Source organism: Micromonospora yangpuensis, assembly GCF_900091615.1.
In the GTDB taxonomy this organism is placed as follows: Bacteria; Actinomycetota; Actinomycetes; order Mycobacteriales; family Micromonosporaceae; genus Micromonospora; species Micromonospora yangpuensis.
The window spans coordinates 592,616-617,907 of sequence record NZ_FMIA01000002.1 but is presented as its reverse complement, the minus strand read 5'-3'; the positions used below and the strand labels follow the sequence as shown (position 1 = coordinate 617,907).

Genomic DNA, 25,292 nt, shown 5'->3' with positions numbered 1-25,292 from the left:
CTGCTGCGCCAACGCCACACCTTCACGCGCGTGCACCCACCCCACATAATCGGGGTCGATGAATCTTCTGGCCCAGCAGCAAGGAGATCAACGGTGCCGCTCGGATCCGGCCGCACACCGCTTTCTCCCCTGATCAGCCTGCCGCCACCCGGGACTGCGCCGCCCGGTGGGGACGCACCACCCCCCGCACTGGACCCCGGGACCTATCTCGACACCGCCAACCTGGCCCTTCAGATCAGCGTCGGTGTCGTCACGGTGCTGACCCTCTTCCTCGCCCTGCTGGCGTTCCTGGGCCTGCGGGAGATGGCGACGATCAGGCGACGGCAACGCGAGTTGAGTAGGGCCCTGGCCGCGGCCCAGGAGACCCGTGACGAGATCGAGGGCAAGCTCAAGAGCCTCCACGTCGACCTTGAGGCGCTCGTGATGACCGCACATCTGTTCCACGAGGGACAGGTGGCGTACGCGAAAGCGGACTACGATCGAGCGATCTCCTCCTACCAGCAGGCGCTGGAGCTTCAACCCGACAATCCGCGGATTCAGGTCCGTTTCGCGCGGGCCCTGGTGAACAAGGGCTTCAACAGCCGTGCCGAACGCGTGCTGCGTGCGGCGACGACCCGGGATCCCCTGAACGCGGACGCCTGGCGGGCGCTCTCCACCTGTCGTCGCTACGTCAACCTGACCGAGGCCATCGACTTTGCCGAGCGGGCAGTCGACCTCGATCCGAAGTCCAGCGACAACTGGAACTACCTGGGGCTGCTACTCAGAGACAGCGAACGGTACGAGGACGCGCTGTCGGCCTTCGGGGAGGCGACGAGGGTTGCCCCGCGAGAGCCGTTCGGAAAGTTCTATCAGGCCCTCATCCTCACCAAGCTCCAGGACGACCGGGCCGCGATTCCCGTGCTGCGCGACGCCCACGCCGACGCCGAGACGCTCAGGAGTGCCAGAAGGATCAAGGAAATCTGGTGCATGACCATCGAGTGGACGTATCGCCGCAGCCTCGACACTCCGGAGCAGGAGGACGCGGCAAACAAGATCGTGGCACTTCTCGCCGTGGCGTGCCACGAGGCGCGGGACCGGCAGGCGGTCCTCGGCCACATGACCTTCTACCTCGCGGCAAAAGGCATCGACCTGGATGCCGAAGCGTCTCTTCAGGCTTTTCCCGAGGCCGACGTCGTGTCCGCTCGAAAACGAGTGCTCAGGGAAGGAAACTGATGTCCCAGGCTATCCGTGCGGGGAACACCTACATCGAGTTCGCCGGCATGCCGAAAAGCGGCAAGACGACGATCGTGGACGTCATCAGCCACTATCTGCGCCGGTCCGGCGCGGACATCGCGGAGTTCCACGGCGGCGGACGCTACGCTCCGGTCGGCAAGGAGGATCTTGGCGCCCTGAACGTCTACCTCGCCTGCCAGGCGGTCCAGTACCTGCTGGAGGGGAACAGCCGCAGAAGGTCTCCCCAGATTCACCTGATGGACCGGGGACCGGTCGACCGATTCATCTTCACCGATGCACTTACTCGCATGGGCCGGGTCTCAGACTCCCATCAAGCGCTTGTCACCGCGCTGCTCGGCTGCACTGATGTCCCGCGCCCGGACCTCTGCTTCATCTTCGTCACCACTCCCGAGTTGAGCCTCGACCGGGAGACCAGAAACAAGCTCTCGACCGGTGCCGGCCGAGTTATGAACAGATCCTTCCTGCACGAGCTTGAGTTCTCCGCGCGGGCGGTCGCCGATACGCGAGCCGATATCGGCATGGCCAGCAAGGTCGTCCTGGTGGACACCGCCGAACTGAACGGCCGGGTGGTGGACACCGCACACACCGTGCTCCGCCACATAATCGGGGAGTTCCCCGACCTGACCGCCGGACCAACTCCAGGATCAGCCCCGTGAACCGGTCACCCAGGTCACGACTGGTCGACCTGCCTCATCTGCAGAGCACCGAGATCCGGAACCGGCTCGGGCGGATCTCGATGGCCAAGGGTGTCTACGACCTCACCCACCTCGGTCACGTGGAATCTCTCTGGATGGCCCGGGAACACGGAGACTCCCTGGTGGTGGCGCTTGCCACCGACACATCGGTCAGGCGACGCAAGGGTCCGGGTCGACCGATTCTGACCTTTCGTGAACGGGTCGGCATCCTGTCGAGCCTCACAATGATCGACTACATTGTCCCCTACGACGACACGAACCCGTGCTCGACCATCCTCGCGGTTCGCCCCTCCTGCTTCTGCGCGACCCACTTCGAGTACTTCTCGACAGCTGACATCGCGGAACTGCGGCGACTGGAGATCAGGCTCATGCAGCTACCGCGACCCCAGGAACGGTCCACCAGCGACATCATCGAGGACATAAGGAGGAAGCAGGCGTGACCGACCTGATCAAGGTAGGTGTCAGCTTTCCGGTGGGGGGTTCGGCCCGCTCCACCTGCGTACGGCTCAGTGACGCGGTGGCGGCCGAGGTGCCGGTACAGGTGCGGCTGGGAGCAGCCGGCAACTCCGAACCGCACGTGACGGTGGCGATGGGACTGTTGCCGAGCAGCAGGGTGGCCGCTGTCGAGGAAGCGACCCGCAGCCTGCTGACCGAACTCGGCGGGCCATTCGACATGACGTTTGGTCCCGCCTACCGTGAAACGGAGACCGGCCGCTACATCCTCCTCGACGTGGTGCTCCCCGACCGGGCGGCCAACTGGCGGTCACTGATCCAGTCGCGGTTGGTGGACATCTACGCGGAACCGTCCCGCACCAGCGCCACCCCGCACCTCACCATCTCGTGCACGGAGCAGTCCGGGGCGCAGTTGGACGGGATAATCAACACCGCTCCCCCGATTCCGCCAGCCACCGTCAGCACGATCGACATCGCCAGAAGCGGACCGAAGGGGATAAAGCTTGAAGTCCTCAAGTCCATCCACCTCTGACGCGCCTGCTTTCGGGCGGACCGTGACGCGACTCCGCGAATCCATCGAGCCTGCGGAGTCCTACCGGAACCTGCTCGCCCAGGCGACACAGGACGCGTCGTACGAGCCAACCGGGGCCCAGACCGTGCTGCGCTGCGACCGCCAGGCCGAGACGTGGCACCGCGGCCAGACCAGGGGGGACGGGTCGCCGTACATCGTCCATCCCCGACGCGTCGCCCTGCTGAGTCTCGCCTACCGCCCGGCCGGCCCGGTGGAGACGGTCCTCATCTCGCTGCTGCACGACGTCGTCGAGGACTGCGGCGTCACCGCTGCCGAGCTGGCCCGCGACTACGGTGGGCAGGTCGCCCGGTCGGTCGTGCTGCTCTCCGCTCCGGCCACTGTCGGCGAGTCGTCAACGGCCCGCTCGCAGCGGAAGCAGGAGAAGTGGCAGCGGGTCTCCGCCGAGGGCGGGATCACCCTGCTGGTCCATCTGGTCGATGTGTTGGACAATCTGATCTCGTGTCGGTTCGTCGACGACCGACACCAGGCCTACCGGAAGATTCCCCGCTGGCTCTGGCAGGCCGTACAGTTTCATGTTCCGCTCGCCGAGCGCCGACACCCGCTCCTCGCCGACAGCATCGCCGAGGAAGTGCGGTGGCAGCTCGACCGGGGCGTGAGAATAGGTTCCTGGAGCGATGTTTGACCTCACCCGGCACGGCTCCTTCCTGCTCCTGGCACCTGGCCAACCCCGAGGACCGCGACAACTGATGATCGACGGCCGGCCGTGGTTCCGGTTCATGGATCGCCTGTACAGCCCGCTACCGGTGCACGATCTCGATCCTTCGATGGTTGCCGAGCTGTGTGAACTGCGTCTTGAGTTCATGGACGAACTGATCGACGAGACGATCTACGCGAAGGTGGCCCACCAGCTCCGCGAGGCGGCGGCGGAGAGGATCGCGGCCGCCGACGCAGGGCCGGTCGTGCTGGACTTCGGAACCGGTGACGGCAGGTTCTCCCGGACACTTGCCACCAGATTGCCGAACGCCCACGTGCTCGGGTGCGACATAAGCTTCGCTTCGCTGCGCCGGTCCAGGCCGAAGGGACGGGTGTTCCAGATCTCCACCGACGGTGACATTCCCATCGGGAACTCCCGGATGGACCTCACAGTTGCCTGTTTCGTCCTGCACTTCACGCTGCCGGTACGCGCCTTCGAGGAACTGCACCGCATTACCAGAGGGGGCGGCCACCTCGTCGTCAACACGTACGGGCCGGGCGGCGTGCGGTCACGGGAGTCAGTGGAGCGCACGGGCTGGAAGGTAGTCGGCGAAAGGGACGTACCAGACATCGCCGGGCACCGGATCCTCGCCTTTCAGAAGCGTCCGGGTTGAACCAGCCGGGGCCGCCAGCCGTCAAGGCAGCGGAGCGCGACGACCGAACGGAGTAACCGCCATGCCCCTGACCACAGACCAAGCGATCGAACAGCTGCGGCACCGCCTGGATCCGGAAATTCGAGCGAACTTCGAGCAGCTCAGCCGCGACCAGCAAGCGCCCATCGCCAACGATGCGGCATACGCGCTTGAGCAGCTGACCTATCTCGAAAGCGTCGTGGGACATAACCAATCGGTGCGAGCGAAGGCCATGGATGCGATCGACAAAGGGAAGGGCAACTACTACTCCGAACCGGGCCGTGAGACGCTGAGCAACAGCACCCACATCGTCTTCCGCGATGCGGAGACGGGGATGCAGGGAAGTTACCTGCTCGGCGGTCACTGGCCCATGCCGAACCTCCCCGGTGAGCCGCCCCAGATCGAACGCGCCAAGCAGGCTAGAATCCTCGGCAGCACCGACGAGACGAAGAGCTGCGAACAGGAGATCCAAACACTCCAAAATGGTGTGAACTCCGTCGTCAGTGGCAAGATTCAGGAGCTGACCGCGCCGCCCGCACAGTCGTCGTGGTCAGCCGGACCGGTCGCCCAAGACCAGACCGCGTTGGCCGGGGTCGCGCAGGCCCGGGCAACGCAGTACGCGCCGTCGAACCCACACCAGCCGCCGCCACCCATGGCCCCTCAGGGCCCCTACGGTCAACAGTTCTTCGGCTGGCCCGGCGCACCGACGCCCCAGGGACCCGCCCGCCGGTAACCGTCAGCCCCCGACCACCCGCCGCGCCTCGATCAGGGTACGGGTCGAGTACGCGACGAAACAGCCGTGCTCGCGGATGTGCCCATCGAGCCGCACGAGCGTGTCCCGGTACCGCTCGACCTGGAAGTCCGGCACCCACCAGACGCACTTGCGCAGCAGGTAGACGACCGCCCCGACGTCGAACAGCTCCATCCGGCACCGGACGCTGCGCAGGTCCACCACCCGCAGCCCGGCCGCCTCGGCCGCAGCCGACTCCTGGGCCGGGTCCCGGTCCCGCCGATGCGTCGGCTGCGGCCCGAGGAAGCACTCGATCAGCTCGAAGACCGACGCCGGCCCGACGTGCTGGGCCAGGTAGGTGCCGCCGTCGACCAGAATCCGGGCGATCTCCGGCCAGTCGGGTGCGACCGGGTGCCGGCTGGTGACCAGGTCGAAGCCGGCATCCAGGTTGAAGTCCAGATCGGACGGAAAAGTGAACCGCGTCACCTCGGCAGCCGTCAGGGTGGGTACCCATCGATCCCCGCAGCAGACCCTTGGGCGGACTCGATCGGATCGGCACGGACGACGAGAGACTGGAGAGCCGATGCTCAACGCTTTCGTCAGCGCGTGGGCCAACGGTTCGCACCGGACCGCAGCGCCGACGACCTCCCCGGCGCAGCCCAGCTTCGACCCCGCCCAGGCGTGGGCGGCCCAGGCACGGGCACCGCAGTACGGCGGGCCGGACCCGACCGCGCCGGCTCCGTCGACCTCAACCAGCCAGGGCGGAAAGGGCTACTTCTACGTCGTACCGGGGGTCGACAGCGAGCCGAGTCCGCGGCGGCCGACGGCCGACGACTTCGCGGAGCAGACCCGGACGACGGGTGCCTGGCCCGGCCAGTACCTGAAGGACCCGGCCGCGCCGGGCCGGACCAGCGCGGCCAGTCGGCCCGGGGCCGACCACTTCTTCAAGGACGGCGTACCGCCGCAGCAGCGCCGATCGGGTCGGTGACCGGGCCCGCCTGAGCCCCGCTCCCCGCCCAGCGACGACACACCCCTACCGTGGACGCGATCAGCCCGCATGGTCGCGTCCACGCTTTGAGTGCTGAGCCCGGCTCGGCAGCCCTCGGCTACCGCTCGGCGACGAAAACCCCCCGACCAGGCCGCCCAACCAGTACGCCGCGCTTGCGCAACGTCGCCCACGCCCGGTTGATGGTCGACAGAGACACGTTGTACTCGTCGGCCATCACGTGCGCGGCAGGCAACTGGGTGCCCGGCGACCACTCACCTTCCTCGATACGCCTGATGTGATCGTCGACGAGCTCGGCCATGGTCGGCGGGATAGGCACAGCAGGGCCCCTTGCAGTCGGTTGGCACCGCCAGTATCGACGCGCGGGTTGGCAGGATCAACACAGCTAAGGGTTTTGAAACTGGTGACATAGGTGGAGCCAATGAAGACACTGCGTGCCCTCTTGACACTGCTGCGCGTACAGCCGTACCGTTGCTTTTAGTGATGGGGTGCCTGCGGTCGGTTGGCGCTTGCCGTGGTGGTGGCCCGTCGCGTCGGCTTTACTCCCCCCGGTCCGGGGCGGCCGGGCCATCCCCCGGTCCGGCCGCCCCGGGCCCCCGTGATGTGCCCTGCCGGCGTACCGCCGATCGAAGGCTGCGCCGGCCGGTCCACCCCCACCGACCCGCGAAAGGCGGCACCGATGCGATCCCTGCTGCGCCGATTCCGACCCGCGCCGAGCCCGGCCGACCTGGCCGAACCGCCCGGCCGCCACCGGGCGGCGGCCCACCGGATGCCGTTACGGCCGTGGCAGGTCCGGCACCGCTGGTTCACGGTACGCCGACACGGGCTGGACCCGGTCGAGGTGACCGAGTTCCTGCACCTGGTGGCCGACGAGCTGACCGTGGCACAGACCGCGCTCGGGGCGCTCCGGGAGGAGAACGCCCGGATCAAGCGGACGCTGCGCTCGTGGCAGTCCGCCCAGGCCGCCGGCCTACCCGAGTTGGCGTGCCGGTGAGCGGCGGACCCGAGGACCGGTGGGTGATCCACCTGCCGGTCGGCGTACCGGATCTGCTCCGGGCGCGGATCTTCGCCCGTACCGCCGCTCGGGTGTTGGTGCGGCTCAGCCGCGCGGTCGACGTCGGGGAGGTGACCGTGTCGCGGGAGGACGAGCAGGGCGTACATCATCGGGTCTTCTGTGACCGGCGACTGCCCGGCGGGGCGCGGTGCGGGCTGCCCACCGACCACGTCGCGGCCTGCACCAGCCGTGGCAACCAGCGCCGCTACGGTGCCGCCGGGTGACGCGTCGGTGTCGCTCGACGTCGCCGGGAACCGATTGAACCGGGACGAAGCCGCGGCCGTAGACGGGGCAGCCCCTACTCAGGCCGATGTGGAGTGACGGAGATGGACGAGAACGACCAGCAGATCCTTGACGATCTCGGCAAGCGACTTCCCAGGAGAGATGCGAAGCAGCTCGACAAACTGACCGACACTGAGCGGCAGACCCTGTTCCAGGACAGTGCGGCGGCCGGCGCGTTCGCGGCCGCGAAGGCCGACCTTGTCGAGTGGCTGCGGCACGAGGGGATCAAGGAGAAGGCGCTCGGGGGCGGCTCGTTCCAGACTCCCGGACACCATGTCGGGTATGACGACGCCGGGGAGGTCGTGCACTACACGACGCGCCAGGCCCACGACGACATCAACATGCAGGCGATGGGGTACGAGTGGGCCAACAGGATCCCCCATCCCGAGGCCACCGCCTACGAGGCCGCACTCAGGAGTGGACTGGCAACCTCCGAAGATCTGCTGCTGGAAGCCCGTCAGCGGTACGAGAACCGGCTGGGAGAACTGACTCCGGTGGTGGCCGGCGCGGCCCGGGACATCGTTCGAGGGCGCAACTCCGGAGTCGCCGCGGCAGCCAACCTGGGCGGTGGCCCGGCGGCCGGTCAGGCCAGCAGTTCCACCGGCCACCACGATCTCAGGAACCTCGCCCGCACGGTCTTCAAGCGCTGACCACCGCCCCCTGACCCGCCCGCCGTGGTCCCCGGCTGCCGTAGTCCGCCGCTCACCGGCACCCTCGATGGTGAGCGGGGTGCCCCGCTATACCGGAAGCGTTAAGAAGGGGCCCTTCCTTACCAGGAGGTCGCCGTGGGAATCGACTCGGGCTAGGACTTCGGGGGGGCCGTACGGGGTGCGGGCCGGACCCTTGCCGGCTGCGCCGGCCTCGACCTCGTCCCAGGTCAGCGGGGTGGAGACGGTAGGCGTCGGCGCGGCCCGCAGCGAGTACGGCGCGACTGTGGTCTTCGCCGCGTTGTTCTGGCTCCAGTCGATGAAGATCTTGCCGGGGCGGAGGTTCTTCGCCATCTTCGACACGATCAACTTCGGGTGCTCACCCTCCAACTCCTGGGCGACCCGGCGAGCGTAGGAGCTGACCAACTCGGCGGACTGGGTGCCGGCGATCGGGCAGGAGAGCTGCATGCCCTTCTTGCCGGAGGTCTTCGGGAAGGCCCGTACCCCGTCGGCGGCCAGCCGGTCGCGCAGCAGCAGCGCCACCTGGCAGCACTGGCGCAGCCCGGCCGGGGCGCCCGGGTCCAGGTCGACGACGAGCAGGTCCGGGTGCGCGCCGATCCGCCACTGCGGGGTGTGCAGTTCCAGGGCGGCCAGGTTGGCCAGCCAGACCAGGGTGGGTAGGTCGTCGGCGACCACGTAGTCGATGGTGTCCCGGCCCTTGCGGGAGCCGGGCGCGGGCAGGGTGGCCACCCGTACCCAGTCGGGGGTGGCGGCGGGGGCGTTCTTCTCGAAGAACGAGCCGCCGTCGACGCCGTTGGGGTACCGGATCCGGGTCAGCGCCCGGTCGGCCAGGTGCGGCAGGAGCACCGGGGCGATCCGGGTGTAGTAGTCGATCACCTCGCCCTTGGTGAATCCGGCCGCCGGGTAGAGCACCTTGTCGAGGTTGGACAGCTCCAGCGCCCGCCCCTGCACCTCGACCCGGAGCCGCTCACTGGGCATCGGTGACCTCCTCGGCCGGTTTGTCCGGGCGTAGCCGCAGGACCCGGGGGAAGCGCAGTCGCCCGTCCGGGGTCCGCTGGCCGTACTTGATCTCCACCACCACCGTCGGGGTCACCCAGATCGCGCCCCGGACGTCCTCTCGGGGTACGTCCCCGGCGAACGGGGACGCGCCGGTCCGCAGCGGCTCCAACTCCCGCAGCAGCTGTCGTTCCATGGTCGCGCCGATGCCCCCACCGACCCGTCCCCGGTAGGTCAGCCGCCCATCCGGGCCGGGCACCCCGACCAGCAGGCCGCCGATCCGACGGGCCCCGGGTCGCCAGCCGCCCACCACGAAGTCCCCGGTGACCTCCAGTTTGACCTTCACCCAGTCCGGCGAGCGGACCCCGGGCCGGTAGACCGAGCCGACCCGCTTGGCCAGCACCCCTTCCAGCCCGTGTTCGCCGGCCGCCGCCCAGGTCGCCGGCCCGTCGGCGAAGTCCGGCGGCACCGCCCACCGGCTGCCGCCGAGCCCGAGCCCGGCCAGGGTCGCCCGCCGCTGGTGGTAGGGCCAGCCGGTCAGGTCCGCACCCCGCAGCCGGAGCAGATCGAAGATCATGTACGTCACCGGGGCGACCGCCGCCAGCCGCGCCGCCCGGTCCCGGTCCCGCACGTGCATCCGTTCGGCCAACGCGGTGAACGAGGGTGCCCCGGAGTCGCCGGCGAAGAGCACCACCTCACCGTCGAACAACGCGTCGTCGATCGGTGGCCCCTCCTCGACCGGCCGCGCGGCGAGCTGACCGGGCAGGGTCGCCAGCTCCGGGTACGCGGCGGTGATCTCCACGCCGGTACGGGCGTACAGGTGTTGCCGGCCGGCGCGGATGTCGGCCAGCGCGCGGATGCCGTCCCACTTGAACTCGTACGCCCAGCCGGCACCGCGGGGCAGCGGGCCGGTCATCGCGAGCATCGGGGTGAGCGGCGCTTTTGGCACCTTTCGACATTAATTGCCCGCCGAACCGGTCACCTGGGCTTCGATCCTTTGCCATCCTGAGAAGTACCGGCTACCTGCGGCGGAGCCGGCGGGAGGAGCGCAGCGTGCGGGCCATCTGGAAGGGGGCCGTCTCGTTCGGTCTGGTCTCGATCGGCGTGAAGCTCTACTCCGCCACCGAGGAGAAGGACATCCGCTTCCACCAGGTACACCGGGAAGACGGCGGCCGGATCCGGTACAAGCGCACCTGCCAGATCTGCGGCGAGGAGGTCAGCTACGACGACATCGCCAAGGGGTACGACCTGGGCGGGGGCGAGTTGGTCATCCTCACCGACGAAGACTTCGCCGACCTGCCGTTGACCTCCTCCCGCGCCATCGACGTGCTGGAGTTCGTCCCGGCCGAGCAGGTCGACCCGATCCTCTACAACAAGGCGTACTTCCTGGAGCCGGAGGGGACCGCCACCAAGCCGTACGTGCTGCTACGCGACGCGTTGACCGACTCGGAGCGGGTGGCCATCGTCAAGGTGGCGCTGCGGCAACGCGAACAGCTCGCCACCCTGCGGGTACGCGAGGGCGTGCTGCTGCTCAACACGATGCTCTGGCCGGACGAGGTCCGTACCCCCGGTTTCGGTTTCCTGGACGAGGACCTGAAGATCCGCGCGCCGGAGCTGGCGATGGCCAGCTCCCTGATCGACTCGATGGCCGGCGAGTTCCAGCCGGAGGCCTTCACCGACGACTACCGGACAGCGTTGCAGGAGGTCATCGACGCCAAGGTGGAGGGTCGCGAGGTGGTCCAGCCGGAGGAGGCCGAGGAGGCCCCGGCCGCCGCCGTGGACCTGATGGCCGCACTGAAGGCCTCCGTGGAACGCGCCAAGGCCGCCCGGGGCGAAAGCGGCGGGGCCGCCGCTGGCGGGGGCGGCAGGACCGGGGCCGGCCGGGGTGGCGGGGCCGGTGAGCCGACGCCGATCACCTCGGCTCGCTCGGCCCGCAAGGCCGCGAAGTCGGGTACGGGAACCAAGTCCGAGCGGGCCGCGAAGTCCGAACCGGCGCGGTCCAGGGCCGCGAAGTCCAGTGCGGCGAAGTCCGAGCCGGCGCGGTCCAGGGCCGCGAAGTCCGAGCCGGCGCGGTCCAGGGCCGCGAAGTCCGAGCCGGCGCGGTCCAGTGCGGCGAAGTCCGAGCCGGCGCGGTCCGGTGCGGCGAAGTCGGCTGGGAAGAAGGCGCCGGCGAAGAAGACCGCCGAGCACTCCTCGGCGAAGGAGGCCCGCTCCGGCGGGGCAGCCGGGAAGAAGGCGACGACGAAGACCGCCCCGAAGAAGGCCGCCCCGCGCAAGTCGGCCTGAACAGCCACCGCCGTCCGGCACCGGGTGGCAGTCAGCCCGTGACCGAGTGAACCAGGTCACGGGTGGTGCCGTAGTACGTAGGTACCGGTTCCGCTGGCGGCTCGGGAGTTCGGACATCATCGTTGTCACGTCTGGTCCGCTGACCGCCCCCCCCCCCCCCCCCCCCCCCCGGTGCCACCAGCCGCCCTCTTGCCCCTCAGGAGCACCTCATGGATCCACACACAGACGCCAGAGCAACACAACTCGCCCGATACCTGGACGAAGGTCCCCTCCAGGAAGCCACGACCCGCCTCACCGATGCGGAACGCCGCGCGATCGTCATGAATCCGGCGGTCGCCAGGCCGCTCGACAAACTGATGGAAGCCGGCCGGGTGCTGGGCATTCGAGACGCCGCCCAGCAGTACCGAGCGACCTACGGCAAGGAGGATTCCAGCTACCAGGAGGCCGTACCCGGCCCGTTCGGTCAACCGGAGTCGATGATCTACCGGAACCCGGATCACATCGTCATTCCACCGCCAAGACCAGAGTTCACTCCCGAGGGTCAGAAGTCTACTGCGGTGAGTTACCTGACCGAGGTCCGGGGGGTTTTCAGCCAGCAGGAGAAGCAGCTCATCGACGCGCTCTCGGCCGCCGGGACACACACGGACATCAACCAGGTGAGGCACGCCGAGGCGGTGGCCAGCCAGGCCAAAATGGAGCTGGCCACTGCCGTCAAACCGCTGGTCGAGCAGGCCTTCGCGATCCGTGCCGCCGGAGCCGCGCCGCAGGCGCTGGTGGCGAACGCCGCCGCCCTGACCTCTGCCGGCGCCTCCTACCAACAGCCGTCGGCGACCAACCCCGCCTGGCACGGCACTCCGACCGCAGCCCCCCGCCAAGGTCGATCCCCCAGCTAACCCCTCCCAGGTGTGTAAGGAAGGGTCCCCTATACAACAGAAAGCGATAATAGGGGGCCCTTCCTTACACCTCAGCCGCGGCCGAGCTTCTGGGTGGGGGTGATCCGGACGATGATCCGCTCCTCGTTGGGCTGGCGGAACGGGTAGGTCTCCTGGCCGAGGTACTTCTTGGCCAGCTTGTCGATGTGCGCGTCGGCGCCCTCGGTGACGAACTCGGCGTTGCCCTTGATCCAGAGGGTGCGGTAGTCGTCGGCCTTGTCCACCACGCTGACCGCGACCACCGGGTTGCGCAGGATGTTGTTGTACTTCTGCCGACCCTTGGCGGTGTTGAACACGATGGTCTCGCCGTCGGTGTCCACCCAGACCGGGGTCACGTGCGGGCTGCCGTCGGGCTCGATGGTCGCCACGTGCGCCAACTGCGGCTCGGCGAGCAGGGCCAGGTCTTCGTCGGTAAGGATCGTCATGGGGCTGAAAGTACCCCCGAACCCGGTGGGATCACCGGCACGAACCGCCCCAGGAGTCACTCGTGACAACATCGATCGTCGGCAGCGCGCCACCTACCAGGTACCGTGTGCGTCGGCGACGGTGTCCGGCGCCGACGCACACCACCTCTCCAGCAGGGAGTCGACGACGTGAGCGAGCGTACGGGTGGCCAGGCCCAGGCCTCCAAGTCCCAGCGCCGACTGGCCGCCCAACTGGCGGCGCAGAAGGCGGCCGAGGCCAAGCGACGCCGGCAGGCGTGGGCCGGTGGCCTCGCCGGCCTGGCCGTGGCCGCGGTGCTGATCGGGGTGTTCGTGGTCGTCGGCCAGGGCGACGACGACCCCGCCGACACCATGGCCAGCGAGCCTTCGGCCTCCGCCCCCGCCGCCGACCCCAACGCGCCGGGCGCGCCGCCCGCGCCGCAGCTGCCCGAGGGCGCGGACCCGGCCCTGGGCAGCAAGCCGAAGGTCGAGGCGGGCCAGGGTGAGCTGAAAGAGCTGAAGGTGACCCCGTTGATCGAGGGCACCGGCGCGGAGGTCAAGTCCGGCCAGAGCATCACCACCAACTACGTGGGGGTCTTCTACGCCGACGGCAAGGAGTTCGACTCGTCCTGGGAGCGGGGCGAGCCGGCCACCTTCTCGATCGGCGTCGGCCAGGTCATCAAGGGCTGGGACCAGGGCCTGGTCGGGGTGAAGGTCGGCAGCCGCGTGCAGCTCGACCTTCCGTCCGACCTGGCGTACGGCGACGACGCCTCCGGCGGCCGGCCGACCGGCCCGCTGCGCTTCGTCGTCGACGTGCTCGCCGCCCAGTGACCCAGCCGGGGCACCCGGCCCGGTCGATGTGGACCCACGTCGAGCCGGTGCATGCGGTGACCTACTTCCACCCCCGGTCGCGGGCCGCCTACGAGTCGGTCGGGCTGCGCGGGTACTGGCGGGGTTACTTCGCCGGCCGGGCCGCGCCGCTCGGGCCGGTCGACGCGGCACCGGTCACCGCCGCGTTCTTCGCCTTCGCGCCGCACATGGTGGCCCGGGCGCTGCCGGCGGTCTGGGAGCTGGCCGGCCCGCAGGAGGCGTTGCGGGCCCGGCTGACCGGTGCCGTGCAGGCCCTGGCCGAGCTGACCTACGAGCTGCCCGAGACGTACCTCGCCGAGGCCGCCGCGCTGCTGGAGGCGGCGGCTGGGGAGGCTGACTGCGCCGGCCGGGTGCTCGCGGCGGCCAACGCGGCCCTGCCGACCGCCGAGTACCCGCTGGCCCGGCTCTGGCAGGCGGCCACCACCCTGCGCGAGCACCGGGGAGACGGGCACGTCGCAGCGCTGGTCAGCGCCGGCCTGGACCCGGTCGAGACGCTCGCCTGGCGGGCCGCCGTGGACCTGTCCGCCCAGGGGCTACTCGGGCGCGGCTGGTCGGAGCAGCAGTGGCAGGCCGCGAAGCGGCGGCTGGCCGAGCGGGGTTGGCTGACCGCTGAGGGCGAGCCGACCGCCGACGGTCACGCCGCCTTCCAGGCGGTGGAGGACGCCACCGATCTGGCCGCCGCCCGGCCGTGGGAGGCGCTGGGCGCGACACACACCGCCCGCCTGCGGGAGCTGCTCGGCCCGATCGCCCGCCGCTGCCACAGCGTCATCCCCACCGACAACCCGATCGGCCTCCCACCCCCGGCCTAGCCCCCCGCGGGTAAGGAAGGGCCCCTTGTTAACGCTTTCGGTAGAGAAGGGTTCCCCTCTCACTCCGCGGTGTTAACAAGGGGCCCTTCCTTCGGTCGGGGGTGGGTTGGGCAGGATGGGGGCGTGGTAGACGCAGTGATCTTCGACTTGGACGGCGTGATCGTGGACTCCGAGCCGGTGTGGGAGGAGGTCCGCCGGGCGTACGTGGCCGATCATCACGGCACCTGGCAACCGGACACCCAGCGGCGGCTGATGGGGATGAGCACCGGCGAGTGGGCCGCGTACCTCAGTGGTGAGCTGGAGGTGGACCGCAGCGCCGAGCAGGTCGCCGCCGAGGTCGTCGACCAGATGGCCCGCCGGTACGCCGCCCGGGTGCCGGTGATCGACGGCGCGGACCGGGTGGTGCGCCGGCTGGCCGCGCGGTGGCCGCTGGGGTTGGCCAGTTCCTCCCCGACCCGGCTGATCGAGGCGGCGCTGGCCGCCACCGAGCTGACCGACGCCTTCGGGGCGACGCTGTCGACCGAGCGGACCGCGCGGGGCAAGCCCGCTCCGGACGTCTACCTGGCCGTTGCCGAGCGGCTCGGCGTCGATCCGGCCCGCTGCGCCGCGGTCGAGGACTCCTCCAACGGGGTACGGTCGGCAGCCGCCGCCGGCATGCGGGTGGTGGCGATCCCGCACGGGGCGTACCCGTTGGACCCGGACGCCGAGGCGCTCGCCGCGGTGGTCCTGCGCACGGTGGCCGACCTGACCCCGCAGGTGGTCGACCAGCTCACCTGAGCCGCCGGCGTCTCACCTCCCGCAGCCGGTGAGAGGGGTGCCCCGCTATACAAAAATCGTTAACAGGGGGCCCTTCCTTACCGGAGTGGGGGGTGGTGGGGGCGGGGTGGGCCTACGGTCGGGGTATGAGGGCTGTGGTGTACCAGGGGCCGCACGACGTGACGGTCACCGAGGTCGACGATCCGCGCATCGAGGATCCCAACGACGTGGTCGTCAAGGTCACGACGACCGCGATCTGCGGGTCTGACCTGCACATGTACGAGGGGCGCACGGACGCCGAGCCGGGCATCGTCTTCGGTCACGAGAACATGGGCACGATCGTGGAGACCGGTCCGGGGGTGGTCAGCCTGCGCGTCGGTGACCGGGTCAGTATGCCGTTCAACGTGGCCTGCGGGTTCTGCCGCAACTGCCGGGCCGGTAAGACGGGGTTCTGTCTGACGGTGAACCCCGGCTTCGCCGGTGGCGCGTACGGGTACGTGTCGATGGGCCCGTACCGGGGTGGGCAGGCCGAGTACCTGCGGGTGCCGTTCGCCGACTTCAACTGTCTGAAGCTGCCGCCGGGCACCGGGTTCGAGAACGACTTCGCGATGCTGGCCGACATCTTCCCCACCGGGTACCACGGGGTGGCCATGAGTGAGCTGCGCCCCGGCGAGACGATCACCGTGATGGGTGGTGGGCCGGTCGGGTTGATGGCCGCGTACTCGGCGCTGTTGATGGGGGCGGCGGAGGTCTTCGTGGTGGACCGGGTCGCCGACCGGCTCCGGCTGGCCGAGTCGATCGGGGCCACCCCGATCGACTTCTCCGCCGGTGACCCGGTCGGGCAGATCCTGGACCGCACCGACGGCATTGGCACCGACCGGGGTGTGGACGCGGTCGGCTACCAGGCGCACGGCGCGGGTGGGCAGGAGCAGCCGGCGGCGGTGTTGAACAGCCTGATCGAGGTGGTCCGGGCGACCGGGATGATCGGGGTGGTCGGGCTCTACCTGGCGCATGACCCGGGCGCGCCGGATGAGCACTCCGGTCGGGGTGAGCTGCTGGTCAAGATGGGCAGGTTCTTCGAGAAGGGCCTGCGGATGGGCAGTGGGCAGGCGAACGTCAAGGCGTACAACGAGTATCTGCGCAACCTGATCGTGGCGGGGCGGGCGACGCCGAGTTTCGTGGTCAGCAAGGAGCTGCCGCTGGATGCCGCGCCCGAGGCGTACCAACGGTTCGACAAGCGCGAGGCGGGCTACTCCAAGGTGGTGCTCAAGCCCGCGGCCTGAGCGCGCCGAACGGCATGATCTTCGGTGGGGCGGGTACCGTCCCCGGATGAAGGCGATCGTGTACGAATCCGCCGGGGACGCCTCGGTGCTGCAGCTCGTCGACCGGCCGGTGCCGGAGCCCGGCCCGGGTGAGGTGCTGGTGCGGGTGGCCGTCTCCGGGGTCAACCCGACCGACTGGAAGGCCCGCCAGCAGGGCTGGTTGTCGGCGGGTTGGCAGATCCCCGGGCAGGACGGCGCGGGGGTGGTGGAGGCGGTCGGTCAGGGTGTGGACCGGGCGTTGACGGGTGAGCGGGTCTGGCTCTGGGAGGCCGCCTGGCAGCGGCCCTGGGGCACGGCCGCCGAGTACACGGTGGTCCCGGTGACCCAGGCGGTACGCCTCGGCGACGCCTCCTTCGACCTGGGTGCCGCGTTGGGCATCCCGTTCCTGACCGCGCACCGGTGCCTGACCGTGGGCGAGACGATGCCGGACCGGTTGCACCCGGGCGCGCTGGCCGACCGTACGGTGCTGGTGCAGGGTGGGGCGGGCGCGGTGGGCAACGCGGCGATCCAGTTGGCCCGCTGGGCCGACGCGACCGTGATCGCGACGGTCAGCAGCCCGGAGAAGGCGCAGCTCGCGGCGGCGGCCGGGGCCGACCACGTGATCGACTACCGGGAGCAGGACGTGGTGGCCGAGGTCCGGGCCGTCGCGCCGCAGGGTGTGCGCACGGTCGTCGAGGTCTCCGCCGCGCGCAACGCCGCCACCGACGTCCAGGTCGTCGCCCCCGGCGGCGTGGTCTGCGTGTACGCCGACGACGGCGGTGCCGAGGTCACCCTGCCGATCCGTCCGCTGATGGCCCAGAACGCCCGTTGGCAGTTCGTGCTGGTCTACACCGCGCCTCGGGCGGCCAAGGCGCACGGGGTCGCGGATGTGGCCGCCGCGGCGGCACAGGGCGCACTACGGGTCGGCGCGGCGGCCGGACTGCCGTTGCACCACCATCCGCTGGCCGCGACCGCCGCCGCCCACCGGGCGGTGGAGAACTCGGTGGTCGGCAAGGTGCTGGTCACCACCACCGAGTGAGATCCGGGTTGTCCGGAATTTCCGGTCACCAGGGCGAAAGCGAATAAGTTTCGCGACAATGGAGGGCGGGGCGGCCCCGGCGCGGTGCGAACGCCGGGGCCGCCCCTTGTGGGGAGGGATCGAGGAGTGTTGCCCCCTACCCCACAAGGCGACGACCCACCGGAAAACGTTACGGCGGGAACCCCGGAACGCCCCACCGCAGCGGCGAACCCTCGTAAATTGTCCGGGTGAGCATCTCCTGGGCTGACTCGTACGTGGGCCAACTACGCGCACTCGCCGGTGACCGGACGTTGATGTTCGTCGGCGCCCGCGCGGTGGTGCGCGACAGCGCCGGCCGGATCCTGCTGATCCAGCGCTCCGACAACGGTCAGTGGGCGCTGCCGGCCGGCGCGATGGAGTTGGGCGAGTCGATCGCCGACTGCGCGGTACGCGAAGTGCGCGAGGAGACCGGACTACGCGCCCTGCGGGTAAGCGCCTTCGCCCTCTACACCGGCCCGGACCGGACCCACACCAACATGTACGGCCACACGTACCAGATCTTCACCGCCGCGTTCCGCATCGACGAGTGGTCCGGACAGCTGAGCCGGACCACCGACGAGACCACCGACGCCGGCTTCTTCCGGCCGGGGCAGTTCCCCGGCCCGCTCTCCGCCTCGGTCCCGGAGACCCTCGCCGACCTGGCCGTCTTCGAGCAGACCAACCGCCTGATCCTGAAGTGACCCACCGCTGACCGCGGCGCGGGCCCGACGCTCAGAGCATCGTCTGGCTCTTGGCCTCCATGCTGGTCGCCGCCTCCTCCTTGGACTCCTTCGCCAGTGGCCGGCCGCCGGGGGCTGGGGCGTCGCCGGTCCGCGGGTCGTCGTCGGCGGCCCCCTTGAGCTGGTCGTTCGGCAGGGCCAGGGTGACCAGCACCGCCAGCACCGCGATCAACGCGGTGGTCAGGAAGACCAGGTGCAGCGCCTCGACGAAGGCGGCCTGGATCGCCGCGCGTACCGGCTCGGGTAGGGCCAGGATCGCACCCGGCGCGTTGATCGAGATGTCGGTGCCGCCCTGGGCGGCGACGGCGGCGGCCTGGTCGGGCGGCAGTTGGGCGATCGCGGCGGGCAGCCGGTCGGCGAGTGCGGTGTCGAGCCGGCCGGCGAGCACCGCGCCGAGGATGGCCACCCCGAACGAGCCGCCCAGCGACCGGAAGAAGGTCGCCGAGGAGGTGCCGGCACCCAGGTCACGCGGGTCCACCGCGTTCTGCACGCCGAGCACCAGCGACTGCATGCTGAGCCCCAGCCCGACCCCGATCACCACCATGAAACCGAAGGCGATCCAGAGCGAGGTCTCCACCCGCAGCCGGGTGAAGAGCAGCATCCCGGCCAGCAGCACCGCCGAACCGGCCACCGGGAACCACTTGTACCGCCCGAGCCGGCTCATCGCCCGGCCGGTCACGATGGAGGTCACGATGATGCCGGCCATCATCGGCAACATCAGCAGGCCGCTGCGGGTGGGCGAGGCGCCCTTGACGATCTGCAGGTACAGCGGGATGAAGATGATCGACCCGAACATCATCAGGCCGAGGACGAAACCGGCCACGTTGGCAAGCGTGAAGGTTCGGCCCCGGAACAGCCGCAACGGCAGGATCGGCTCGCGGGCCCGGGACTCCTGGAAGACGAAGGCCGCCGCCAGCACCGCACCGGCGGCGAAGAGTCCGACGATCACCGGACTGCGCCACGGGTACGAGGTGCCGCCCCAGCTCAGCGCCAGCAGCAGGCAGCTCACCCCGGCGACCAGCAGCGTCGCGCCCAGCCAGTCGATCGCGTGCCGCCGCCGGGTGAACGGCACCAGCCGCAGCACCCGGGAGCAGACCGCGATGGCCAGGATCGCCAGCGGCACGTTCAGGTAGAAGATCAACCGCCAGTTGGTCTCGGCGAAGTAACCGCCTACCAGCGGCCCGGCCACCGACGACACGCCGAAGACCGCGCCGAACACCCCCTGGTAGCGGCCCCGCTCCCGGGGCGAGACCACATCCGAGATGATGGTGAAGGCGAGCGTCATCAGCCCACCGGCCCCCACCCCCTGCACCGCACGGGTGACGATCAACTGGGTCATGTCCTGCGACAACCCGGCCAGCAGGGAGCCGAGCAGGAACGTGCCGATGGAGAAGAGGAACACCGGCCGCCGCCCGTACAGGTCGGCCATCTTGCCGTACAGCGGGGTGGAGGCGGTGGAGGCCAGCAGGTACGCCGTCACCACCCAGGAGTAGTGGTCGATCCCGCCCAACTCGCCGACGATCGTGGGTAGCGCGGTACCCACGATCGTCTGGTCCAGCGCGGCGAGCAGCATGCCGGTCATCAACCCGGCCATCAGCAGGCGCAACTGTCGGGCGGTCAACACCGGGCGGGCCGCATGGGTCGTCATGGCGGCCGGTTTCCCGCCTGGCCCGGATTATGCCTCTTCGGTCAGTGCGTCCGGCGGAACCGGAGAACTGACGGGCGGGAGCCCGGTCCGGAGCCAGGTTTGACCGGGGTCGCCCGGGGGACCCGGCAGGGCATGGCAGGAGCAGCAGCGGAACAGCACCGGCTCGCCACCGTCGTGCAGAGCTGGCTGGGACGGCCCGTACTGGTCATCGGGGACGCGATGCTCGACGAGTGGCGGTTCGCCGACTCCGAGCGCCTCTGTCGGGAGGCACCGGCCCCGGTACTCACCCTGCGCCGGCGGATCTCCGCCGCCGGTGGCGCGGCCAACACGGCGGTGAACATCGCCGCGCTGGGCGGGCGGGCCGTCCTCGTCGCCCCGGTCGGCGGCGACGTCGCCGGTGACGAGTTGCACGACTGCCTGGACCGGGCCGGCGTCTGGGACCGTACCGTCAACGAACCCGGCCGGCCGACCCCGGTGAAGCGCCGGATGCTCGCCGACCGGCAGATCCTGCTGCGCGAGGACTCCGGCGACCCGGAGGACGCGCTCACCGCCGACGGGGTGGCCCGGCTGCTCACCGCCATGGACTGCGCCACCGAGGAGCTGCGGGCCGCCGCCGGTGGGCAGCGCCCCACCCTGGTGGTCTGTGACTACGGCCTGGGTGCCCTGCCCGCACCGGTACGCGCCTGGCTGATCGCCGCCCGGGACCGCTTCACCACGGTGGCCCTGGACGCGCACGACCTCGCCGACTGGCACGGGCTGGCCCCCACGGTGGTGACCCCGAGTTTCGCCGAGGCGACCCGGCTGCTCGCCCGGGCCACCCCCGGCGCGGCCGGCTCCGGCGGCAGCGACCTGCACCTGGAACACGCGGGCAGCGACCCCTCCGACGGCCCGTCCGAGCTGACCGTCGGTGCCGCCCCCGGCCGCGCCGGCCCACTGCCGGACCCCGCAGGATCGGGGCCGACCGACTCGTCCGGGCCGGCCGCCCGGTCCGCGCCCACCGACGGGTACCCGCCGGCCGGTGCACCCGGGCCGCGGGGGGAACCGACAGCGGCTGAGGGCCGGGTGGCGATGACCGTGGACGGGTCGAGCGTGACCGGTACCGGGGTGACCGTCAACGCCACCGTCGGCGAGGGCGTGGACCGGGCCGTACTTGCCGAGTCCCGCCTGACCGAGCTGCGGGAGCAGACCGGGGCCGACGTGGTGGCGGTGACCCTGGACACCGAGGGCGCGGTGGTCGGCGGGGCCGACGGCACCCCCCGGCGCAGCCACAGCACCCCGGTGCCGGCCAGCCACGCGGTGGGCGCAGGGGACGTGTACCTCGCCGCGATGACCCTGGCGTTGGCCGCCGAGGCACCGCTGCCGGTCGCCGCGCAGCTCGCCCAACTCGCCGCCACCAGCACGGTCTCCGACACCGGCACCTGCGTGTGCCGCCGCGACGACCTGCTCGCCGCGCTCGGGGGCGAGGCACCGACCAGCACGGTACGACCGGTGCTGGTCGGCCCGGACGAGCTGGGCGCCATCGTCGCCCAACACCGACGGGCGGGCCGGACGGTGGTCTTCACCAACGGCTGCTTCGACGTGCTGCACCCCGGCCACGTCCGCTACCTGGAACAGGCCCGGGGCCTCGGTGACCTGCTGGTGGTGGCGGTCAACTCCGACGAGAGCGTACGCCGGCTCAAGGGCCCGGACCGGCCGGTCAACCCGGTCGAGGACCGGGTCACCCTGCTGGCCGCACTCTCCTGCGTGGACCACGTGGTGGTCTTCGCCGAGGACTCACCGGCCGGGCTGATCGGAGCCCTCCGCCCCGACGTGTACGTCAAGGGCGGCGACTACCCGCCCGAGATGGTGCCCGAGGCACCGCTGGTCCGCCGCCTCGGCGGTCAGGTGCGCACCCTCGGATACGTCCCGGACCGGTCCACCTCGGCGATCATCGACCGGATCCGCGCCCACCACCTACCGACCGAACCCGATCCCGCCGCGACCCGGCCCGGCCCTGCCACGACCCCGCCCGGCCCCGCCGCTTCGCCGGCCGACCCGGCCGCGTCCCGGCCCGGTCCTGAGCAGACCGTGCCGAGCACGCCGTCGTGAACCGGCCGTTGGCCACCGGCTCGGTGCAGGAGTTCCGCCGGGACCGGCTGCTCGACGTGCTGATCCCCACCCGCGACCGCCCCGCCGAACTGGCGGTCACCCTGGCCGGGCTGGCCGCCCAGGAGGGCGTACCCGGATTCGGGGTGGTGGTCAGCGACCAGTCCGACGACCCGCCGGGCTTCGCCCACCCGGCGGCGGCCACCATGGTCCGGGCCCTGCGCCACCGGGGTCACCCGGTACTGCTCACCCGGCGGCTGCCCCGGCGCGGCCTGGCCGAACACCGGGCGTACCTGCTGGCCGCCTCGACCGCCCGGTACGTGCTCTGCCTCGACGACGACGTCTGGCTGGCACCCGGGGCGGTACACCGGCTGGTCACCGCCATCGAGGAGCTGGGCTGCGGGTTCGTCGGCAACGGCGTACACGGACTGTCGTACCTGGACGACGTGCGGCCCGAGACGCACCGGCACTACCGGGAGTGGGACGGCCCGCCGGTGCCGGAGCGGATCCGGCCGGGCAGCCCGGAGTGGGACCGGGCGCAGATCCACTCGGCGGCGAACCTGCTGCACGTCACCGCCGGACTGGACCTCACGCCGGAGAGCTGGCGGGCGTACCGGGTCTCCTGGATCGGCGGCTGCGTGCTGTACGACCGGGCGAAACTGGTCGACGCCGGCGGCTTCGACTTCTGGCGGCGGCTACCGCCGAACCACCAGGGCGAGGACGTCGCCGCCCAACTGTCCGTGCTGGCGTCCCACGGCGGCGCCGGCGTCCTGCCCAGCGGCGCCTACCACCTGGAGTCCCCCACCACCGTCACCGACCGCGCCGTCGAAGCCTGGCAACTCCTGTAAGGAAGGGCCCCTGCTTAACGCATACAGTCGAGAAGGGTCCCCTTCTCACACCCGAATCGGCGCGGAGAGCGCGCGGCGCGGAGAGCGCGCGGCGAGCGCGGGCGACGGGGCGGCGGGTCAGGTGAGGAGTTCGTGGGCGGCTTCCAGGACCTCGGCGGCGGGTACGTCCGCCACGAAGGAGTCCCGGTGCGGGCATTCCCCGCTGCCGTCGCGGTGCGGGTAGAGGCCCCGGGTGCAGTCGACGCCGCAGACCGGGCAGTGCACGGTCCACGAGACGATCGGCCGGTGCCGGTCGCGTACCAGGCTGCCGGAGTTGATCAGGTTGCCCACCCAGTAGACGCCGACGGTCGCCGTGCCCACCGCTGCGGCCAGGTGCAGCGGACCGGTGTCGTTGGAGACCACCAGGGCACACTCGGCGTAGCAGGCGGCCAGCCCGCCGAGGCCGAGCGTGCCGACCAGTGGCCGGACCGGCGCCTCGGCGAGGGTGACCAGCCGGTCCACCACGGCGCGTTCGGACGGCGTACCGGTGACCAGGACCTCGTACCCGGCGGTGGCCAGCTCCCGGGCGACCTCGGCGAAGCGTTCGACGGGCCAGCGGCGGCGGGTGTCGGTGGCCCCCGGGTGCAGCGCCACCCGGGGCCGGCCGGGCTCGCCGAGCACGGCGCGGGCCTCGGCCCGGTCGGTGTCGGTGACCGCCAACCTCGGCACGATGGTGGTGGCCGGGGCCCCGACCAGCGTGACCACCTCCAGGTACCGCAGCACCTCGTGCTGGTAGTAGACGTAACGGACCCAACGGTCCAGCGGCGGGGCGTCCTCGGCGCGCAGGCCGGCGGTGACCCGGGCGCCGAGCCCGCTGACCACCGGGTTGGAGTTCGCCCCGCCGCCGTGCAGCTGCAACGCCAGGTCGAAGCGTTCGGTACGGGCCGCCGTCAGGAAGGCGGCCAACCGGCCCTCGGCCTCGCCCGGCTCGGCCGCCCGGATCCCCGGGGCCGGCGGCACCACCGCCACCCGGTCGACCGGGCCGGGCCGGTCGCGCAGCAGCTTCGCGTGCCACGGCGCGCCGAGCAGCACGATCTCCGCCCCCGGGTACGCCGCCCGCAGCGCGTCGAGCGCCGGCAGGATGAAGATGAAGTCACCGAGTGCGTTGGCCCGCAGTACAGCGATCCGCTCGACCTCCGGCACCAACCCCCGACCCCGCGTCTCACCCAGCGGGCCCGGCCCGTCGACCGGCCGGTCCCGATCCAGCCCGAAACCGTCGGCCGGAAGGCCCGGGGCGGCACCGCCGGCCGGAAGGCCCAGCCCGAAACCGTCGGCCGGAAGGCCCGGGGCGGCACCGCCGGCCGGCGGACTGCCGACGGGTGTGAACCGGGACGGGGTGGCCGGGAGGTCCGTCATCGCCGGTCGTCGTCGGGTCGGGTGTCCGGGTGGTGCAGCTCCCGGTCGGCGGCCGGGTCGACCGGTCGCGGCGCGCCGCCGCCGGCCCTCGGTGGCGCGGTACGGCCGGGCGGCCGGCGACTGGTGCCGCCGATGGTGATGGTGCGCGGTCGCGGGCGGGAGGCTCGGGGCAACCGGATCCGGAGCAGTCCGTGGTCCATCACCGCGTCGATCGAGTCGGGGTCGACCCGGGCCGGCAGGTCCACCCGGTACTCGAAGCCACGGGTCTCGAAGCCGCCCGGGATGCCCTGGTCGGCGTTGACCTCGGCCTCCGAACGGGCCCGTACGCACAGCTCCCGGTCGTCCAGCTCGACGGCCACCTCCTCGGGGGCCACCCCGGGTAGCCGGACGACGACCTCCCAGCCCTCGGCGACCTCGGAGAGCTCGACCTCCGGCGGCCCGGACCGGCCGTTGATCAGCCGGCTCAGCTCGGCGCGCAGGGCCTGGAGTTCGCCGACGGGGTCCCAGCCGGGCGAACACCAGCCGCGCTCCGGCTCGGTCACCGTGGCTCCCCCGACCGGGCGGCGGGCCGCAGCGAGCTGGGCGCGTCCAGGTCGGCGTCGCGGTCCACCCCGACCCCGAGCCGGTCCACCAGCTCGCCGCCGAGCCAGGCGCTGATGCCGAGGATGGCCACGCCGACCACCTCGATCGCGATCAACGCGCCTCCGGCGGCCCGGGACTCGGCGTTGAGCCGGACCACCCAGACGGCGGCGAAGAGCAGGATCACCGCGATGTTCGCGGCGGCGTGGGTCAGGCCCACCCGCTTGGCGCGGGTGCCGGCGGGGATCGCCAGCAGGTCGAAGACCCCGGCCGCCGCCGCCAGCAGACCGACGACCAGACCGACGGTGATGTTCCAGTACGCCACCTCGCCGAGGAAGTCCGGCCCGCCGACGGTGTCGACCACGTCGAAGAGTACGGCGGTGACCAGCAGGGCAACCGGGAACATCACCAGCATCGGATGGACGGGATGGCCCAGCACCTTCAGTCGGCTCTCCATCGTGCGCCTCTCCACTGCCTCGGGCGTCCGGGACCTGTCGCTCAGGCCGTACCCCGTTGTTTCGGGGGCAAAC

28 protein-coding genes and 2 pseudogenes are annotated in these 25,292 nt (G+C 71.1%); 21 read left to right on the top strand and 9 right to left on the bottom strand.

What is annotated here, in order from left to right; genetic code table 11:
• Positions 1 to 93 precede the first annotated feature (93 nt).
• The 7 genes from GA0070617_RS03050 (at position 94) to GA0070617_RS03020 (ending at position 5,031) form a co-directional block, all read left to right on the top strand.
• Positions 94 to 1,212, top strand: a complete 1,119-nt coding sequence (locus GA0070617_RS03050; protein ID WP_139135560.1) for a tetratricopeptide repeat protein — start codon at positions 94 to 96, stop codon at positions 1,210 to 1,212.
• The gene (locus GA0070617_RS03045) at positions 1,212 to 1,889 is read left to right on the top strand and encodes a hypothetical protein (RefSeq protein WP_091433677.1); all 678 of its coding nucleotides are present in this window, start codon (positions 1,212 to 1,214) and stop codon (positions 1,887 to 1,889) included. Before GA0070617_RS03050 ends, GA0070617_RS03045 begins: the two co-directional genes overlap by 1 nt.
• Entirely contained in the window at positions 1,886 to 2,368 is a 483-nt protein-coding gene (locus tag GA0070617_RS03040) for an adenylyltransferase/cytidyltransferase family protein (RefSeq protein WP_091433674.1), read from the top strand. The genes GA0070617_RS03045 and GA0070617_RS03040 overlap by 4 nt, the downstream gene beginning before the upstream one ends.
• Positions 2,365 to 2,913 carry a 2'-5' RNA ligase family protein gene (locus GA0070617_RS03035; RefSeq protein ID WP_091433671.1) on the top strand — a complete coding sequence of 183 codons (549 nt, stop codon included), beginning with the start codon at positions 2,365 to 2,367 and terminating at the stop codon, positions 2,911 to 2,913. Before GA0070617_RS03040 ends, GA0070617_RS03035 begins: the two co-directional genes overlap by 4 nt.
• 22 nt (positions 2,914 to 2,935) lie before the next feature.
• Entirely contained in the window at positions 2,936 to 3,595 is a 660-nt protein-coding gene (locus tag GA0070617_RS03030; RefSeq protein WP_175440416.1) for an HD domain-containing protein, read from the top strand.
• 64 nt (positions 3,596 to 3,659) lie between these two features.
• Positions 3,660 to 4,280, top strand: coding sequence for a class I SAM-dependent methyltransferase (locus tag GA0070617_RS03025; protein ID WP_175440415.1), 621 nt, complete (start codon positions 3,660 to 3,662; stop codon positions 4,278 to 4,280).
• A 61-nt stretch (positions 4,281 to 4,341) separates the two neighbouring features.
• Positions 4,342 to 5,031, top strand: a complete 690-nt coding sequence (locus tag GA0070617_RS03020) for a hypothetical protein (protein ID WP_091433652.1) — start codon at positions 4,342 to 4,344, stop codon at positions 5,029 to 5,031.
• Between the two features lie 3 nt (positions 5,032 to 5,034).
• On the opposite strand, the pseudogene GA0070617_RS03015 reads toward GA0070617_RS03020, so the two are convergent.
• Positions 5,035 to 5,475: pseudogene (locus tag GA0070617_RS03015) on the bottom strand (SAM-dependent methyltransferase); the annotation flags it as partial.
• A 136-nt stretch (positions 5,476 to 5,611) separates the two neighbouring features.
• Between GA0070617_RS03015 and GA0070617_RS03010 the strand changes: the two are divergent.
• Complete coding sequence (locus GA0070617_RS03010) at positions 5,612 to 6,016, top strand: hypothetical protein (protein WP_091433650.1); 405 nt, start codon at positions 5,612 to 5,614, stop codon at positions 6,014 to 6,016.
• Positions 6,017 to 6,134: 118 nt separating this feature from the next.
• Here GA0070617_RS03010 and GA0070617_RS03005 read toward each other — a convergent pair whose 3' ends face one another.
• Positions 6,135 to 6,353, bottom strand: a complete 219-nt coding sequence (locus GA0070617_RS03005) for a winged helix-turn-helix domain-containing protein (protein ID WP_091433648.1) — start codon at positions 6,351 to 6,353, stop codon at positions 6,135 to 6,137.
• A 360-nt stretch (positions 6,354 to 6,713) separates the two neighbouring features.
• Here GA0070617_RS03005 and GA0070617_RS03000 point away from each other — a divergent pair, with 360 nt between their 5' ends.
• The 3 genes from GA0070617_RS03000 (at position 6,714) to GA0070617_RS02990 (ending at position 8,020) form a co-directional block, all read left to right on the top strand.
• Positions 6,714 to 7,028 (top strand): DivIVA domain-containing protein, encoded by a 315-nt coding sequence (locus GA0070617_RS03000; protein ID WP_091433646.1) that lies wholly within the window; start codon positions 6,714 to 6,716, stop codon positions 7,026 to 7,028.
• Complete coding sequence (locus GA0070617_RS02995; RefSeq protein WP_091445815.1) at positions 7,025 to 7,312, top strand: hypothetical protein; 288 nt, start codon at positions 7,025 to 7,027, stop codon at positions 7,310 to 7,312. Before GA0070617_RS03000 ends, GA0070617_RS02995 begins: the two co-directional genes overlap by 4 nt.
• A gap of 102 nt (positions 7,313 to 7,414) precedes the next feature.
• Entirely contained in the window at positions 7,415 to 8,020 is a 606-nt protein-coding gene (locus tag GA0070617_RS02990) for a hypothetical protein (protein ID WP_139135559.1), read from the top strand.
• Between the two features lie 87 nt (positions 8,021 to 8,107).
• On the opposite strand, the gene ligD is transcribed toward GA0070617_RS02990, so the two are convergent.
• Together ligD and GA0070617_RS02980 are read right to left on the bottom strand one after the other, a co-directional pair.
• Positions 8,108 to 9,016, bottom strand: a complete 909-nt coding sequence (ligD, locus tag GA0070617_RS02985; protein WP_091433642.1) for a non-homologous end-joining DNA ligase — start codon at positions 9,014 to 9,016, stop codon at positions 8,108 to 8,110.
• Positions 9,006 to 9,959, bottom strand: coding sequence for an ATP-dependent DNA ligase (locus tag GA0070617_RS02980; protein WP_175440721.1), 954 nt, complete (start codon positions 9,957 to 9,959; stop codon positions 9,006 to 9,008). Before GA0070617_RS02980 ends, ligD begins: the two co-directional genes overlap by 11 nt.
• A gap of 128 nt (positions 9,960 to 10,087) precedes the next feature.
• Here GA0070617_RS02980 and ku point away from each other — a divergent pair.
• Positions 10,088 to 10,978 (top strand): annotated as a pseudogene (ku, locus tag GA0070617_RS02975) (non-homologous end joining protein Ku); the annotation flags it as partial.
• Positions 10,979 to 11,529: 551 nt separating this feature from the next.
• Positions 11,530 to 12,213: a hypothetical protein gene (locus GA0070617_RS02970; protein WP_139135558.1), complete on the top strand. Its 684-nt coding sequence runs from the start codon at positions 11,530 to 11,532 to the stop codon at positions 12,211 to 12,213.
• 71 nt (positions 12,214 to 12,284) lie between these two features.
• On the opposite strand, the gene GA0070617_RS02965 is transcribed toward GA0070617_RS02970, so the two are convergent.
• Positions 12,285 to 12,677, bottom strand: coding sequence for a PPOX class F420-dependent oxidoreductase (locus GA0070617_RS02965; protein ID WP_091433633.1), 393 nt, complete (start codon positions 12,675 to 12,677; stop codon positions 12,285 to 12,287).
• Positions 12,678 to 12,845: 168 nt separating this feature from the next.
• On the opposite strand from GA0070617_RS02965, the gene GA0070617_RS02960 reads away from it, so the two are divergent.
• From GA0070617_RS02960 to GA0070617_RS02935, 6 genes are all read left to right on the top strand, one after another.
• Positions 12,846 to 13,505, top strand: a complete 660-nt coding sequence (locus tag GA0070617_RS02960) for an FKBP-type peptidyl-prolyl cis-trans isomerase (protein WP_091433631.1) — start codon at positions 12,846 to 12,848, stop codon at positions 13,503 to 13,505.
• A 26-nt stretch (positions 13,506 to 13,531) separates the two neighbouring features.
• Positions 13,532 to 14,353, top strand: a complete 822-nt coding sequence (locus GA0070617_RS02955; RefSeq protein ID WP_091445812.1) for an SCO6745 family protein — start codon at positions 13,532 to 13,534, stop codon at positions 14,351 to 14,353.
• A gap of 123 nt (positions 14,354 to 14,476) precedes the next feature.
• Positions 14,477 to 15,130 carry an HAD family hydrolase gene (locus GA0070617_RS02950; RefSeq protein ID WP_091433629.1) on the top strand — a complete coding sequence of 218 codons (654 nt, stop codon included), beginning with the start codon at positions 14,477 to 14,479 and terminating at the stop codon, positions 15,128 to 15,130.
• Between the two features lie 125 nt (positions 15,131 to 15,255).
• Positions 15,256 to 16,392, top strand: coding sequence for a glutathione-independent formaldehyde dehydrogenase (locus GA0070617_RS02945; protein ID WP_091433626.1), 1,137 nt, complete (start codon positions 15,256 to 15,258; stop codon positions 16,390 to 16,392).
• Positions 16,393 to 16,438: 46 nt separating this feature from the next.
• Complete coding sequence (locus GA0070617_RS02940; protein WP_091433623.1) at positions 16,439 to 17,449, top strand: NADPH:quinone reductase; 1,011 nt, start codon at positions 16,439 to 16,441, stop codon at positions 17,447 to 17,449.
• Positions 17,450 to 17,676: 227 nt separating this feature from the next.
• The gene (locus tag GA0070617_RS02935; RefSeq protein WP_091433620.1) at positions 17,677 to 18,168 is read left to right on the top strand and encodes an NUDIX domain-containing protein; all 492 of its coding nucleotides are present in this window, start codon (positions 17,677 to 17,679) and stop codon (positions 18,166 to 18,168) included.
• Positions 18,169 to 18,199: 31 nt separating this feature from the next.
• Here GA0070617_RS02935 and GA0070617_RS02930 read toward each other — a convergent pair whose 3' ends face one another.
• The gene (locus GA0070617_RS02930; RefSeq protein ID WP_091433618.1) at positions 18,200 to 19,855 is read right to left on the bottom strand and encodes an MDR family MFS transporter; all 1,656 of its coding nucleotides are present in this window, start codon (positions 19,853 to 19,855) and stop codon (positions 18,200 to 18,202) included.
• Positions 19,856 to 19,987: 132 nt separating this feature from the next.
• Here GA0070617_RS02930 and rfaE2 point away from each other — a divergent pair, with 132 nt between their 5' ends.
• The gene (gene rfaE2, locus GA0070617_RS02925) at positions 19,988 to 21,943 is read left to right on the top strand and encodes a D-glycero-beta-D-manno-heptose 1-phosphate adenylyltransferase (RefSeq protein ID WP_091445810.1); all 1,956 of its coding nucleotides are present in this window, start codon (positions 19,988 to 19,990) and stop codon (positions 21,941 to 21,943) included.
• Entirely contained in the window at positions 21,940 to 22,788 is an 849-nt protein-coding gene (locus tag GA0070617_RS02920; protein ID WP_091433615.1) for a glycosyltransferase family 2 protein, read from the top strand. The genes rfaE2 and GA0070617_RS02920 overlap by 4 nt, the downstream gene beginning before the upstream one ends.
• Positions 22,789 to 22,905: 117 nt before the next feature.
• Here the strand turns inward: GA0070617_RS02920 and GA0070617_RS02915 are convergent, their stop codons facing one another.
• From GA0070617_RS02915 to GA0070617_RS02905, 3 genes are read right to left on the bottom strand one after another with little or no spacing between them, the layout of a single operon-like run.
• Entirely contained in the window at positions 22,906 to 24,183 is a 1,278-nt protein-coding gene (locus tag GA0070617_RS02915) for a glycosyltransferase family 9 protein (RefSeq protein ID WP_229688407.1), read from the bottom strand.
• Positions 24,180 to 24,725, bottom strand: coding sequence for an Hsp20/alpha crystallin family protein (locus tag GA0070617_RS02910; protein ID WP_091433612.1), 546 nt, complete (start codon positions 24,723 to 24,725; stop codon positions 24,180 to 24,182). Before GA0070617_RS02910 ends, GA0070617_RS02915 begins: the two co-directional genes overlap by 4 nt.
• Positions 24,722 to 25,219, bottom strand: a complete 498-nt coding sequence (locus tag GA0070617_RS02905; RefSeq protein WP_091433609.1) for a DUF2231 domain-containing protein — start codon at positions 25,217 to 25,219, stop codon at positions 24,722 to 24,724. The genes GA0070617_RS02910 and GA0070617_RS02905 overlap by 4 nt, the downstream gene beginning before the upstream one ends.
• Positions 25,220 to 25,292 lie beyond the last annotated feature (73 nt).